Below are 13,784 nucleotides of genomic sequence, written 5' to 3' on the forward strand. Positions count from 1 at the left end.
CAAGGCGCATACCCGGCTATTCAGGCGCACTTGCAACGAATCGAAACGGATTGCTGCGAGAGTCAACGCCGCCGCGCGAGCATCCGGCTCAACGTGGCGAATGCAACGCTCGGCAATTCGTGCAGCTTGCGCACCACAACCGCATGCGGATAAAACGCTTCGACGGCATCGTCCTGTATGCCGATCCCCACCAGTTCGATGCCCTGCCCGCTGACCTCGGCCACGCGCGCGTGCAGGTCGCTGCGCAGGATCGCGGGATCGCCGTCGCTGGTGGAGGGCAAGCCGTCCGAGAGCACGAACAGCAGGCGACGCCGCGCCTTGCGCGCTATCAGACGCATGGCGGCCCACGTTAGCGCTTCGCCGTCGGGGTTTTCGTGGCCGCATTCGATGGCGGCGAGCCCGCTCGGATCGCGCGCGTCGAAACGCTTGAAGACGCGCAGATCGAGCCTTTCGACAAAGCGGTTATAGGCGCGCAGATCCACGCCTGAAACCCGCTCGCGCTCGTAGTGTTCGCGCATTGAAGGCGACTCGATCGAGCTGTAGCCCAATACTTCCGCCTCGAAATCGAGCTGTATGAGCGCATCCGTGAGTGCGGCGGCGCATAAACGCGCGAGTTCGATCTTGCGCCCCGCCATCGAACCGCTTAAATCCAGCAGCAGCGTCACGGCGGCGTCGCGCCCGCTTGCGTGTGTGCTCACGCGAAACGGCGTGCGATAACCACGCGATACCGCCAGACGCGCGAGCGCAGCGCGATCGATCTCGCCGCGTTCCTGCTCGCGCTTCCAGTGCGTGAGTTCGTCGGCCTTGAGCACGCGTTCGAGATGGATCTTGAGCGCGCCGGTTTCTGCGCGCGCCAGCGTGCGCAGCTTGCGCCAGGCGGTGGCGTCGCCGCTGCCGGTGAGATCCGTGATTACGTCGAAGGCCGTGGTGAGGGGAATCGAGCGCAGCGGTCTGATGAACGCTGCGTCGACGCTCGCAGCGCGCGGCGCAGTGGCATCGGCGTCTGAGAGCGTGGCGCCCGGTGCGCTCGATGTATCGGCTTGTGCCTGAGCGGCGGAATCCAGCAACTGCGCGCCCGGCTCGCGCGACGCTTTCGCGGCTTCGTCTGCGTCCAGCGTCAGCGCGAAATCGGTGTCGTCCTGTGCGCCGAAGGCGTCGAGCTCACGTGCGAAGGCGTCGTCGTCGAGTGCTTCGATGGGCCGCGCCGACTGCATCATATTGTTCGCGCCGCGCGAAGCCAGCGAACGCACGCCCGCTACGATCGCCTGCGCAGCCCGCACACTCGCGTGCGTGGAATCGCTCGCACGCGCGGACGCCAGCGGGCCTTGCGCATCGTCGAGCGTACGCAGTGCGGCTGCCAGCGAGACCGCGTCGCGCTCGTTCACGTCGGGCATCTCATGCCAGAGTGTGCGCTCGATCGCCCACACCAGGCGTTCGGACCATGTCAGCGTCTGCCAGCGCCGCGCGGCATCGCGAGCGAGTTGCGCGCGCCAACGTGTCACATACTGTTGCGCGCCCGGGAAATCCGCCAACAAACGCGCAACTACACGCCGATCCTCGATAGCCTGCGCAATACGCCCCGTCACGCCCGCCTGCGCGACATCCAGCCGTTCCACCGCGCTAAACCGCCAACGCGCCGCCAGCAGGTCGAGATAGCCTGTTAGCAATAACGATTCGGAATCCTTTTCGATTTCCAGCGCACGCGATGGCAACACGAAACGCTCGCCCTCAAGACGTGGGCCGCCCGCGCCGATCGATACCGTCGCACTCGCCGCGCCAGTCAGCACGCGTGCGAGTTTTCCAAGCCGCACTTCAAGATCGTCGATCAGCGTGCTGTCCATGGCCGGTTTGCGCTATACGCTGGAACACACGTCGAAAATCGCATGATGGCGAATGATGCTGCGAATCAAGGCCGCATCTTCAGCGCTGACTTTGGCGTAGATCGCCGGACCGGCGGCGCGGTCGGCGTCACCGGTGCGCAGCATCAATTCGGCCCAGTCGATCAGACGCCGCGTCGAAAACGTACTCGCCAGATCTTCGCGCGCGAAAGCGGCGCGACAATCGGCGGCAATGGCGGCGAGCGTCTGCGCCAGCATCGGCGAGAGTTGCGGCAAGGTCCGCAGCAATACTTCGGCCTCCTCTTCTTTCGACAGATAGTCGAAAAGATAGACGCGCCAGCGATCGAGAAACGCCTCGTTAAGCAGATTCGCCCCTTGATACAGGTGCCGGAATGCACTCATCGCCCCGGCGGCATTTGCGGTTGCGAACAACCGAAACGACGGATGCGGCGTAATGATTTCATTGCCGCGTTCTTTCAATAACAAGCGCCCGTGAGGTTCCAGAACCGCAGTCAGCACCGCCAGAATCGAAGGCTCCGCAAAATCGAGTTCGTCGATAATGAGCCAGTAGCCCTCGCGCATCGCCACCGGCAGCACGCCATCCACCCACACCGTTTCGCCGCCCTTCACGGTCCAGAAACCGACGAAATCGCCGATAGTCGTTTGCCCGTTCATATTCGCACGCAATACGCCGTGCCCTGTACGCGCGGCCACCTGCTCGATAAAACTGGTCTTGCCCGAACCCGTGTGGCCGATCAGCATCACGCGATGATTTTCGACGATATCGAGCGCAATATCGTCTGTACGAGCCGTGAAAAGATAGGCCTCGTTGATGCGCGGCACCAGCGCCGATGGCGTGCCTTCAGGCGCGAGCGGCATGACGACATTGCCGATGCGCACACCCGTTTCCACAGTAGGCAGCGCCGCCTCGTGCGCAAGCTGCGCCGCCCGCCGAAGCTCCGCTGCGAACTGGCTGCCCGCTTCCACCGCGCGTGCTTCGTCCTCGCGCTCAGCCGCGGAAACGAAACCTTCGCGGCGCCACTTGAGCAGCTTCGCTTCCAGATTGTCGAGATCGACAACGGTGTCGATGTCCACCGCGCCTTCGCCCGCTGCGCCACGGCCGTGCTCGATGCGGAACATCTGCTCGCGCTCCGAAAGCGACACGCGCCACCATTCGCGCGCGGCACCCGCGCCACGCGAATAGAGACCTTCGGGACCGTCGTTTTGAACTGCGAGAGCCTGGGTATTCATCGGCAAATCATCTTCATGAGATGGAAAGCGCGTGAAAGAAAAGAATTAGGGAAAACCCCGTTTTCGCTGCTCATATTACCTGCTTGCGTTTATCCGGCGATGCATGCTGCCAGTCGCCCGAAACCTTGCGAACGCCCTGATAGCGGGCAATTGCACGCTGCGCCAGCCCATGTTGTGCCCGTGCGACACCCATTTAAATTTATTGCGGGAAATTTAATGGTTCGAAATATTATCGCCACTTTCGTGAACGGGGCACCGTCCGCGATACCGGTTCGAAGACTAATGCCAGCGCCGCGCCCGAGCCCGCTGGATCAATTACAAACGGGGAAAACATGAAGAAGACCACCGCAGCAATCGGCGCAGCACTGCTGGCCCTTTCGGCACAGTCCGCTTTCGCGCAAAGCTCGGTCACGCTGTACGGCCTCGTCGATACGGCAATCCGCTATCAAACCAACGCCAACGCAGCAAACGACGGTCTGGTCGAAATGCGCGAAGGCGCCGTGACGCCGAGCCGTTGGGGCCTGAAGGGTGCCGAGGATCTGGGCGGCGGACTCTCCGCTGTCTTCAAGCTGGAAAACCAGTTCAACCTCTGGAACGGCAAGCTCGCCAACACGTCGAACACGCTCTTCCAGCGTAACGCTTACGTGGGTCTTTCGAGCCAGCAGTACGGCACGCTGACGTTCGGTCGCCAGCAAACGCCGTTCTTCGACGAAATGGGCAACACGTTCGATCCGCTGACCGTTGCCGATTACTGGCAAGACAGCTGGGCGTACAACCCGGTCGGCCCGTTCCTGTTCACGAACAGCTCGGCGAAGTACACGAACACGTTCGGCGGCGTGCACGTCGAGGCGATGTACGGTTTCGGCGGCGTGGCAGGCAGCACCGGCGAAAACAGCATGTACGGCCTGACGGCTTCGTACACGGTCGGCCCGCTCGCAGCCCTCGTTGGCTGGCAGCAGAACGACGTCGCCGGCAAGAAGTTCAACCTGGCTAACGTCGGCCTCGTCTACTCGGTTACGCCAGCGGTTCGCCTGCTCGCCGGCTGGCTGCACTCGCAGGACAACTCGGGCACGGTCGACCAGGCCGAACTGCAAACCGGTTCGCTGCCGACGAGCGCTGTGAGCCCGAACCGTATCGACGACAACTTCTACGTCGGCACCACGTGGCAAGCCACCGCCCCGCTGGCCATCACGGTCGCAGGCTACTACGGCCACGCACGCAATGCATCGCTCGGCAACGGCGATCTGGGCAACGGTATCAACTACTCGGCCACGCTGCTGGCCGAGTACTCGATCTCCAAGCGCACGGAAGTCTACGGCACGGTCGACTTCACGCGCGGCACCGGCGCTTACAAGATCGACTACCCGGGTCGCAACAACCAGACCGGCGTCGCAATCGGTCTGCGCAACCTGTTCTGATAACGCTTGCCGGCCTGGCAGGATCGGCCGGCACCGCACGATCCACGGATCGTCTGAAACCGCATGCGAAGTTCGCGTGCGGTTTTTTTTCGTCTGCGTCTGCGGCGATCGTTTTTGGCCCTGCTTTCAGCGAGCTTTATGTCTGCCGGGCGAAAAACCCTTGCTCGCGCACGCAAATACCTCAAATTCGGCCGACCAGGACGCCATTGCGGCACGTATGGGATAATTACAGAGTTTGCCCGAGGCGCCGCTCAAAAGGTTGGCCGCGCGGGCGCTCGAGGGGCCTTTATTCCCGTGGCCCGCTAATTTTTCAGCGATTTTTCACTAGCACCCACGATGCCCGCATACCGTTCCAAAACCTCCACCGCCGGCCGCAACATGGCAGGTGCGCGCTCGCTCTGGCGCGCCACCGGCATGAAAGACGAAGACTTCGCCAAGCCGATCATCGCCGTCGTCAACTCGTTCACCCAGTTCGTGCCCGGTCACGTGCACCTGAAAGATCTGGGCCAGCTCGTCGCGCGTGAAATCGAAGCCGCGGGCGGCGTTGCCAAGGAATTCAACACCATCGCCGTCGACGACGGTATCGCGATGGGCCACGACGGCATGCTCTACTCGCTGCCGAGCCGCGACATCATCGCCGACTCGGTCGAGTACATGGTCAACGCGCACTGCGCCGACGCCATGGTCTGCATCTCGAACTGCGACAAGATCACCCCGGGTATGCTGATGGCCGCGATGCGCCTGAACATCCCTGTGATCTTCGTGTCGGGCGGCCCGATGGAAGCCGGCAAGACGCGCCTCGCGAACCCGGTCACCAAGGCGATCGAAGTCAAGAAGCTCGACCTGATCGACGCGATGGTGATCGCCGCCGACAGCAAGTACTCGGACGCCGAAGTCGCCGAAGTCGAACGCTCGGCCTGCCCGACTTGCGGCTCGTGCTCGGGCATGTTCACGGCCAACTCGATGAACTGCCTGACCGAAGCGCTGGGCCTTTCGCTGCCGGGCAACGGCACGGTGGTCGCCACGCACGCGGACCGCGAGCAACTGTTCAAGCGCGCGGGCCGTCGCATCGTCGAAATCACGCGCGAATACTACGAAGGCGAGAACGACCGCGTGCTGCCGCGCTCGGTGGGCTTCAAGGCGTTCGAGAACGCCATGACGCTCGACATCGCCATGGGCGGCTCGACCAACACCATCCTGCACTTGCTGGCGATCGCCCAGGAAGCGGAAATCGAATTCACGATGCGTGACATCGACCGCCTCTCGCGCGTCGTGCCGCAACTGTGCAAGGTTGCGCCGAACACCAACAAGTACCACATCGAAGACGTGCACCGTGCAGGCGGCATCATGGCGATCCTGGGCGAACTGGCCCGCGCAGGCAAGCTGCACACCGACGCGCCGACCGTGCACGCGCCCACGCTCAAGGACGCACTGGACCAGTGGGACGTTACGCTCACCCAGGACGAAGCGGTCAAGACCTTCTACATGGCCGGCCCCGCAGGCATCCCGACGCAAACGGCATTCAGCCAGAACACGCGCTGGCCGAGCCTCGACACCGACCGCGCCGAAGGCTGTATCCGCTCGTATGAGCACGCGTTCTCGAAGGAAGGCGGCCTTGCCGTGCTGACCGGCAACATCGCGCTGGACGGTTGCGTGGTGAAGACGGCCGGCGTGGACGAAAGCATCCACGTGTTCGAAGGCACGGCGCACGTGACCGAGTCGCAGGACGAAGCGGTCGCGAACATCCTGGCCGACAAGGTCAAGGCCGGCGACGTGGTGATCGTGCGTTACGAAGGTCCCAAGGGCGGCCCCGGCATGCAGGAAATGCTCTACCCCACGAGCTATATCAAGTCGAAGGGTCTGGGCAAGGAATGCGCGCTGCTGACCGATGGCCGTTTCTCGGGCGGCACCTCGGGTCTGTCGATCGGTCACTGCTCGCCGGAAGCGGCAGCGGGTGGCGCGATTGGTCTGGTGCGCAATGGCGACCGCATCCGCATTGACATTCCGAACCGCTCGATCAACGTGCTGGTTTCGGATGAAGAACTGGCGCGCCGCCGCGAAGAGCAGAACGCCAAGGGCTGGAAGCCGGTCGAAGCGCGTCCGCGCAAGGTGTCGGCGGCACTGAAGGCGTATGCGAAGCTGGTGATGTCGGCCGACAAGGGCGCGGTGCGCGATCTGTCGCTGCTCGACGACTGATCCGATAAGTTGTCGTAGCTGGTAAAAAAGCCGCTCGAAAGAGCGGCTTTTTTGTTGGTCGTTTGCAAATGAAAAGCCCCCTTCGTCAATCGATCAATTCAATAGTGCGTTTTGAATAAAAACGCCTATCGCTCGAATAAATGGTTGATCTTTCGATCGGCAATTTGTTATTGTCGGATTGCCATTTGACACCAAAGAAACCATAGATCATCCAGAACACACACTCGCCTGATTCGTTAATTAACATTTAAAGTAGCGTAATCGAATCTCATAGCGTTGCGATCGCACCGTTCTCCTGAAAGCTACGTACACACGGCCGCAACGCTTGTTTCAGCCACCAAGACTGATTGCAGCGATGTTGTGCGACGCTGTGTTTTCGCTGCATCAATCGAAAAACTGACTCACTACGCTGCCGCCAGCATCTAATGTATTGCCTGTACCCGGTAATAAAGAAATACCTGCAGTGAAGATCGCATGACCTGCTGCGCATTGCAGTGAGATTGCATTTCCATTCAACAGGAGATTTTATGAACCGCAGGTTGATTGCCGCATTGCTTATGGCTTTTGCCGGTACAACGGGATATGCAAAAGACAGCACGAACGGCTACACGTTCGTGCACGGCTATCCCACAGCGCAAACCTCAGAGCGTGCGCGTGCCGACGAAGCGCAGCAACGCGCGGTGATCGCCTATCGGTTCTGGTATCCGACGGTTTCGCTGGAAGGTATCTTCAACGGCAATCGCACGGCCGGCATCCAGGACGGCAAGCAATGGGGCATCGCGGCAGCGGGCCCGAGGCAAGTGGGCTTCACGCTGAATTCGGATACGCCTTACGGTTCGGCGGTGCTGGATCTCTCGCAAGGCCCGATCGAGATCGACTTGCCGCCAGGGCCGTATATCGGCCTTGTCGACGATCATAACCAGGGCTGGGTGGCGGATCTCGGCCTGCCCGGTCCCGATGCGGGCAAAGGCGGCAAGCACCTGATCGTGCCGCCGGGATGGAAAGGCACGGCGCCGGATGGCTATTACGTGGGCCGCTCCACGACGCTGCAGAATCTGCTGGCCGTGCGCGCGCTGCCGGCCGGCGGCGATATTCCGAAGGCGATGGACGCGCTACGCGCCGTCAAGATCCAGCGTTGGTCCGAGAGCGGCGCCGTTGGCCCGGCACTCGAAGCGGTGGACACGACGAAAGTGGCAATGGACAGTTCCTCGCTACGCTGGGAGGACAACCTCCAGTTCTGGCAGGAACTGGACAAGATCATCCAGCAAGAGCCGCTCAATCCCTCCTTTCTGCCGATGTACGGGCTACTCGCCGAACTTGGCATCGAGAAAGGCAAGCCCTTCCATCCCGACGAAAAACAAAAGGCTCTGCTCGATCGCGCCGCGCGTATGGGCCGCGACCAGATGCTGGTTTCCGCATTCGACAGCAATCGGCAAGACCTGAAACCGTGGCCCGACCGTCATTGGGAGTGGATTGGCCTCGTGCCGGGCAGCGTGCAGTTCGAGACGCCTGGCGGGATCGATCTGGACGCGCGCGACCGCTGGTTTGCGCAGGCCATCGTCACTTCGCCTGCCATGTTCCGGCGTGATCCGGGCGCGGGTTCGCTCTACTGGCTGGGCGCGCGCGACGCCGCAGGGGCGTGGCTCGATGGCGGCAAGCACTACACGCTGGTGATTCCGCAACCGGTGCCGGGCAAGCTTTTCTGGTCCGTGACCGCCTACGACGCCGCGACCCGCTCGCAGGTGCAAACCGATCAGGACAAAGCCGCGCTGCGCTCGCTGTTCGAGTTGAAGGATATCGACCAGAGCAAACCGGTGACGCTGTATTTCGGCCCGACGGCGCCCAAGGGGCAGGAAGGCCACTGGATCAAGACCGTGCCTGGCCGTGGCTGGTTCGCCTATATCCGCATCTATGGCCCGGAGGCCGCGGCGTTCGACAAGAGCTGGAAGCCCGGCGACTTTACGCCGACGAAATAAGCGAAGCCGGTAACACGCCGATCGCGCTGCCTGACGCGACACCACGCCGTCGACCGTAGCTGGCGTGTGCCGGACATCACACAGGCGAACCGAACGGCGCAGGTTCATCGACACGATCACGCTGGATACCAACAGGATGACCACCATGCAAGCGCGCAGAATGTCGACAACGCTGCTGGCCGCAATCGCGTGTTCAGGCACGTTTGGCGTTTCCTTGAACGCTGCGGCCACCGAAAGCGGCATTGGCCGCCCGATCACCGGCATGCAGATCTCGCCTTATGCGGGCGTGGTGCCGCCCACATCGGACTGGATCATTTCGCTCAATACGATCTACTACGAAGGTTCGGTCGGCGCGAGTAAAACCCTGCCGATTGCGGGACGCGTTACTGCGGGGCTCGACTACACGATCTCGTACACACTGATCAATGCGGTTAAAACGTGGGGAATCACGGCGGGTGGCTGGAACTTCGCCACCTCGTTCGGCGTGCCGCTGCAATACACCGACATCTCATCGTTTCATGGTGTTTTGCCGAACGACCACGGCACGCAATTCGCCGATGTGTTCTTCTCGCCTGTCGTGGCGGGCTACCATCTGACGAAGATCGATCACATCGCGCTGAGCGTGCAGATTTACGCGCCCACCGGCGCCTACAATGCCAATCGCCTCGCCAACGCCGGTCAGAATACCTGGACTTTCACGCCCACGATTGCGTACACCCATATTTTCCCGGCCGAGAATATCGAGTTTTCGCTGAATTACGGCCTCGAATTCTATACGCCGAATAACGACACGCATTATCACAATGCGCCGGTCAGCGTGCTGGACGTGCTGGCGCTCAAGCGCTTCGCGGGCGGTTGGGGCGCCGGCATCATCGGCGGCTATATCCAGCAGGTGGGCAACGATACAGGCGGGATCGCACAATTGACGGGCGGCTCGCAGGGCCACGCCGTCGGGATTGGCCCGATGCTCACATGGAATGGAAAAATCGACAAGACACCGGTAGGCGCAACGCTGCGCTGGGTGAATGAGTTTAGCGCGAGCAATCGTCCGAAAGGCAATGCCGTCGAATTGACCATCAATGCAACGTTTCAATAAGCACGCGCGAACACTCGGCCTGCTCAAGGGGCATTCATGCGAGCTGTCGCACACGCTGCTGCACAGGCGCTATTCGACCGGGGCGGGCTGAAAGCCGCGTTCGAGCATGTGCGCAATCTGGTGATTGCAACCGTGCTGGTTGCAGCGGGTTTTGAATCCGTCAAACGCTTCGACTTCATGAACTCGCCGAGCTGGTCGAATCCGCGTTTTGCGGGCTATATCGTCGCGGGCGTTGGTTGCGTGCTCATCGTTCTCAATCTGATCGATGGCTTGCGACAATTGTCCAGGCTGCGATGGCACTTCGCATTGCAGGCGGCACTGACTGTTGCGTATGTGCTTTTTTCTTTGCGCATGGTGCAATTGATCATCGACTTTCGCACGCACACCTGCCCGTAGCGCAACGCGCGTGCCCTTCCGTCTCGTGATAGCGTAGCGATCTTCGCCTTTCGCCCCGAAGCATCGCGCTCTATGACCCAAGCCGCGCCCCCGATTCTCGACGACGCGCCCGGACGTGGCCGCTCGCTCGCGCGCCGCTATCCGCGTGGCCTGCATATCGAGCCGCATTCGCACACCTGGGCGCAGGTCTTGTATGCGGTCTCTGGCGTGATGTGGGTCGAGGCCGGCAGCGAAGCACTGGTCGTGCCGCCGCAGCGCGCGGTCTGGTTGCCGCCAGGCACCCCGCACGCCATCCACATGATGAGCGAAGTGGAAATGCGCAATCTCTATCTGCACGAACGCGATATTGCGCATCTGAGTACGCGCAGCGAAGTGTTCCAGATCGATGGTCTGTTGCGCGAATTGATCCGTACCATCGCCGAACACGAAGCCGAACGCGACGATGCCTGGCTCGCCACCGCATCGCATCTCGCGGCGATGGAACTCGCGCATGCGCGGCGCTCGTCGCTGCGCATTCCGTTGCCCGATGCCGTGGGGACCGCGGGTTCGGGAGACCGGCGACTCGCCATGCTGTGCCGGGCCGTGATCGACCATCCGTCGAATGAGATTGCCTTCGAGCAACACGCGGCGTCGGTGGGCGCAAGCGTGCGCACGCTTGCGCGACTCTTCACGCGGGAACTGGGTCTGGGCTTCGCGCAATGGCGACGCCAGGTGCAACTGGCGATTGCGGTTTCGCGGCTTGCAGAAGGGCAATCCGTGAGCGCGGTTGCCCGATCGCTTGGTTATGTGCCCAGTAGTTTCAGCGATATGTTTCGCCGCGAATTAGGCGTGCCGCCCAGCGAATATCGGCCTGCGGATACGCTTGGACAAACGCCGCCCGATAACAATGCAATGCGTTAATCGGCAAATGACTCAATGCGACGAAACAAACACCGCGTCGTCAAACGGCTCGGGAATCGCGAAGCTTTCTCGCATGCGGCGCGTTTCCGCCGCCGGCGTCAAACCGAACAAGCGCTTGAATTCGCGGCTGAATTGCGATGCACTCGTGTAACCCACGGCGTGACAGGCCGCCTCCGCAGTCAGATCCTGCCGCACCATCAACAGCCGCGCCTGATGCAAACGCGTGGATTTCACATACTGCATCGGCGAGATCTGCGTGACTGCCTTGAAGTGGCTATGGAAACTCGGCATGCTCATACCCGCTTCGTCCGCTAGCTGCATCACATCCAGCGCCTGCGCATAGTTCGCATGAATCAGGCGCAGCGAGCGGCCGATGCGGCCAAACTGCCCTTTCATCGCCAGCGCCTCGCGCATCGCGCTGCCCTGCGCGCCGGTGAGCACGCGAAAATACAGTTCGCGCAACAATCCCGGCCCCAACACCGCCGCTTCGAGCGGCCGATGCATGGCCTCCAGAAAGCGCAACACGGACGCCTGCATGGCATCGTCCATGGGCGTCGACATCATGCTTTGCGGCGCCTGCACGTGCTCCGCAACGCCTTCGCGATCGATCTGCGCCGCGAGTTCGGCAGCAAGCGCAAAATCCAGATGCAGATAAAGCGCGAGCAACGGGCGCTGCGCGCTGGCCTCGGTTTCCATGCTGAACGGCACCGGCACCGAGACGGCGAGGTAATGATCCTCGTCGTAGAGATAGAGCTGATCGCCGAAATAGCCGCGCTTGCTGCCCTGACACACGATCACGATGCCCGGGTCGTAAAGCACCGGCGTCATCGACAAGGGCCGGTTCGAGCGCAGGATACGCACGCCCGGCAGCGGCGTGAGGTTGTAGCCCTCGTCCGGCGCCAGCGCGCGCAGTAGCGCAATCGTGCGCTTGCGATTGCGATTGGGCTGCGCCCGCTCGGCTTCGAGGGGAACGGCTTGTTTCTTGATCATAGTTTTAGGCAATATAAATCCGGTAATTTGGCTTATTTTGCCCTGTTCCTGAGACTAGTATGGTGTTTCTGACATCATTCGAGCGAGGCTCTCATGGCATCCAGCAAGATTCTACTGATCACGGGCGTTAGCAGCGGCTTTGGGCGAGCGCTCGCGCAAGAGGCGTTAGCGGCCGGTCACACCGTAATCGGCACGGTACGCAGCGAAGAAGCGAAGCGCGATTTCGAGGCCCTATCCACGCAAGCCGCTTTCGCTCGCGTGCTGGATGTGACCGATTTCGATGCGATCGATGGCGTTGTCGCCGGGATCGAAGCGACTGTCGGCCCGGTCGATGTGCTCGTCAATAATGCCGGCTACGGCCATGAAGGCGTGATGGAAGAATCGCCCTTGTCCGAGATGCGCAGGCAGTTCGATGTGAATGTATTTGGCGCCGTCGCCATGATGAAAGCCGTGTTGCCTTTCATGCGCGAGCGCAGGCGCGGCCACATTCTGAATATCACGTCGATGGGTGGCTATATCACCATGCCTGGGATTACTTACTACTGTGGCAGCAAATTTGCGCTGGAGGGAATCTCTGAAGCATTGGGCAAAGAGGTCAAGCCGTTTGGCATCGCCGTAACGGCTGTGGCGCCGGGCTCGTTTCGCACCGATTGGGCCGGACGCTCGATGGCGCGCACGCCGCGCTCGATAGCGGATTACGACGCCCTCTTCGATCCCATTCGCCAGGCCCGCGAAGAGAAAAGCGGCAAGCAACTGGGCGATCCGCAAAAGGCCGCGCAGGCGATGCTCGCGGCAATTGATGCAGAAAACCCGCCCGCGCATCTGCTGCTGGGCAGCGATGCGCTTGGGCTGGTGCGAAGCAAATTGTCGGCGCTAGATGAGGAAATTCGCACGTGGGAAGCGCTAACGGTTTCAACCGACAACCCGGTCAAAGCCTGACGACGCAATGTGGATCGAAGGCCCGGTTTTCCCACTGCAATTCAGCCGGGCTTTGCGCCGATGCCAGATTCAACGGATAGCCGCGCGGATTCGCCATCACGCGCGCGCCGCCCGACCGGTAATCGAACGAGTCATGCACGTGGCCGTGAATCCACAGATCCGCAAAAGGCAGCAGATGACGTAGATCGCTTAGAAAGCCGGCATTGACCGGATGATCGCGAAAGCGCTCGTGCACGGACTCGGGCGAAACGCCATGGTGCGTGATCACCACCGTCTTGCCGCGATACGGCGTCGCCAGTTCCTTCACAAGCCACTGGACTGCACCGCGGTGTTCGGCCAAGGCCTCTTCCGGGCCAAACGAGCCGCCGTCTTCACGCCGTATCGCCTGATGATCCGACATCGCTTCGCGTGCGTATTCCATACTCGTGACGCTATCGCCATAAAGCGCGTAATCGGTCCACAAACAGCAGCCCAGAAAACGCACACCATCGAGTTCAATGGAACGGCGCTCGAGGTAATGAACATTCGTCCCTTGCGCGCGCCTGGCGATACCGTCCACGGTTTGGCGATAGCCCGAACCATAGGCCTCGTGATTGCCGCTCACGTAAATCACGGGCACGGGCCAGTCGGCGAATCGATCGACGCCCGCCGCGCCCAGATCAATATCGCCAGCGAGAATCAGCAGGTCGGCGCCCGGCGCAATGTCGAGCGGGGCACAATCGGGAAACTTCTTCTGCAACGCATCGAGATGAAGATCCGACGCAATCTGTACATGCATATCGTG

Annotated in this window: 11 protein-coding genes; 7 read left to right on the forward strand and 4 right to left on the reverse strand. The window is 61.5% G+C overall.

The features are described from left to right. Nucleotides 1-62: 62 nt before the first annotated feature. Nucleotides 63-1,841: a cobalamin biosynthesis protein CobT gene (locus G3N59_RS26015; protein ID WP_205985686.1), complete on the reverse strand. Its 1,779-nt coding sequence runs from the start codon at nucleotides 1,839-1,841 to the stop codon at nucleotides 63-65. Between the two features lie 12 nt (nucleotides 1,842-1,853). Next, nucleotides 1,854-3,089, reverse strand: coding sequence for an AAA family ATPase (locus G3N59_RS26020; protein ID WP_205985687.1), 1,236 nt, complete (start codon nucleotides 3,087-3,089; stop codon nucleotides 1,854-1,856). A gap of 332 nt (nucleotides 3,090-3,421) precedes the next feature. Between G3N59_RS26020 and G3N59_RS26025 the strand changes: the two genes are divergently transcribed. From G3N59_RS26025 to G3N59_RS26050, 6 genes are all read left to right on the forward strand, one after another. Next, nucleotides 3,422-4,507 (forward strand): porin, encoded by a 1,086-nt coding sequence (locus tag G3N59_RS26025; protein WP_205985688.1) that lies wholly within the window; start codon nucleotides 3,422-3,424, stop codon nucleotides 4,505-4,507. A gap of 336 nt (nucleotides 4,508-4,843) precedes the next feature. After that, nucleotides 4,844-6,703: a dihydroxy-acid dehydratase gene (gene ilvD / locus G3N59_RS26030; RefSeq protein ID WP_205985689.1), complete on the forward strand. Its 1,860-nt coding sequence runs from the start codon at nucleotides 4,844-4,846 to the stop codon at nucleotides 6,701-6,703. Nucleotides 6,704-7,230: 527 nt separating this feature from the next. Next, complete coding sequence (locus G3N59_RS26035; protein ID WP_205985690.1) at nucleotides 7,231-8,679, forward strand: DUF1254 domain-containing protein; 1,449 nt, start codon at nucleotides 7,231-7,233, stop codon at nucleotides 8,677-8,679. Nucleotides 8,680-8,824: 145 nt separating this feature from the next. Further along, on the forward strand, nucleotides 8,825-9,775 hold the full coding sequence (locus tag G3N59_RS26040; protein ID WP_205985691.1) for a transporter: 951 nt from the start codon (nucleotides 8,825-8,827) through the stop codon (nucleotides 9,773-9,775). Nucleotides 9,776-9,811: 36 nt separating this feature from the next. Further along, nucleotides 9,812-10,171: a hypothetical protein gene (locus tag G3N59_RS26045; RefSeq protein WP_205985692.1), complete on the forward strand. Its 360-nt coding sequence runs from the start codon at nucleotides 9,812-9,814 to the stop codon at nucleotides 10,169-10,171. A gap of 72 nt (nucleotides 10,172-10,243) precedes the next feature. Further along, nucleotides 10,244-11,071, forward strand: coding sequence for a helix-turn-helix transcriptional regulator (locus G3N59_RS26050; protein ID WP_205985693.1), 828 nt, complete (start codon nucleotides 10,244-10,246; stop codon nucleotides 11,069-11,071). 12 nt (nucleotides 11,072-11,083) lie between these two features. Here the strand turns inward: G3N59_RS26050 and G3N59_RS26055 are convergent, their stop codons facing one another. After that, complete coding sequence (locus G3N59_RS26055) at nucleotides 11,084-12,061, reverse strand: AraC family transcriptional regulator (protein WP_205985694.1); 978 nt, start codon at nucleotides 12,059-12,061, stop codon at nucleotides 11,084-11,086. Nucleotides 12,062-12,154: 93 nt separating this feature from the next. On the opposite strand from G3N59_RS26055, the gene G3N59_RS26060 reads away from it, so the two are divergent. Further along, a complete protein-coding gene (locus G3N59_RS26060; protein WP_205985695.1) occupies nucleotides 12,155-13,000 on the forward strand; it encodes an oxidoreductase in 846 nt (281 codons plus the stop codon). Here the strand turns inward: G3N59_RS26060 and G3N59_RS26065 are convergent. Further along, nucleotides 12,990-13,778 (reverse strand): metallophosphoesterase, encoded by a 789-nt coding sequence (locus G3N59_RS26065; RefSeq protein ID WP_205985696.1) that lies wholly within the window; start codon nucleotides 13,776-13,778, stop codon nucleotides 12,990-12,992. The two genes, G3N59_RS26060 and G3N59_RS26065, sit on opposite strands and share 11 nt — an antisense overlap. Between the last annotated feature and the right edge of the window lie 6 nt (nucleotides 13,779-13,784).

The sequence above is a fragment of the Paraburkholderia sp. Ac-20340 genome (assembly GCF_017104965.1).
In the GTDB taxonomy this organism is placed as follows: Bacteria; Pseudomonadota; Gammaproteobacteria; order Burkholderiales; family Burkholderiaceae; genus Paraburkholderia.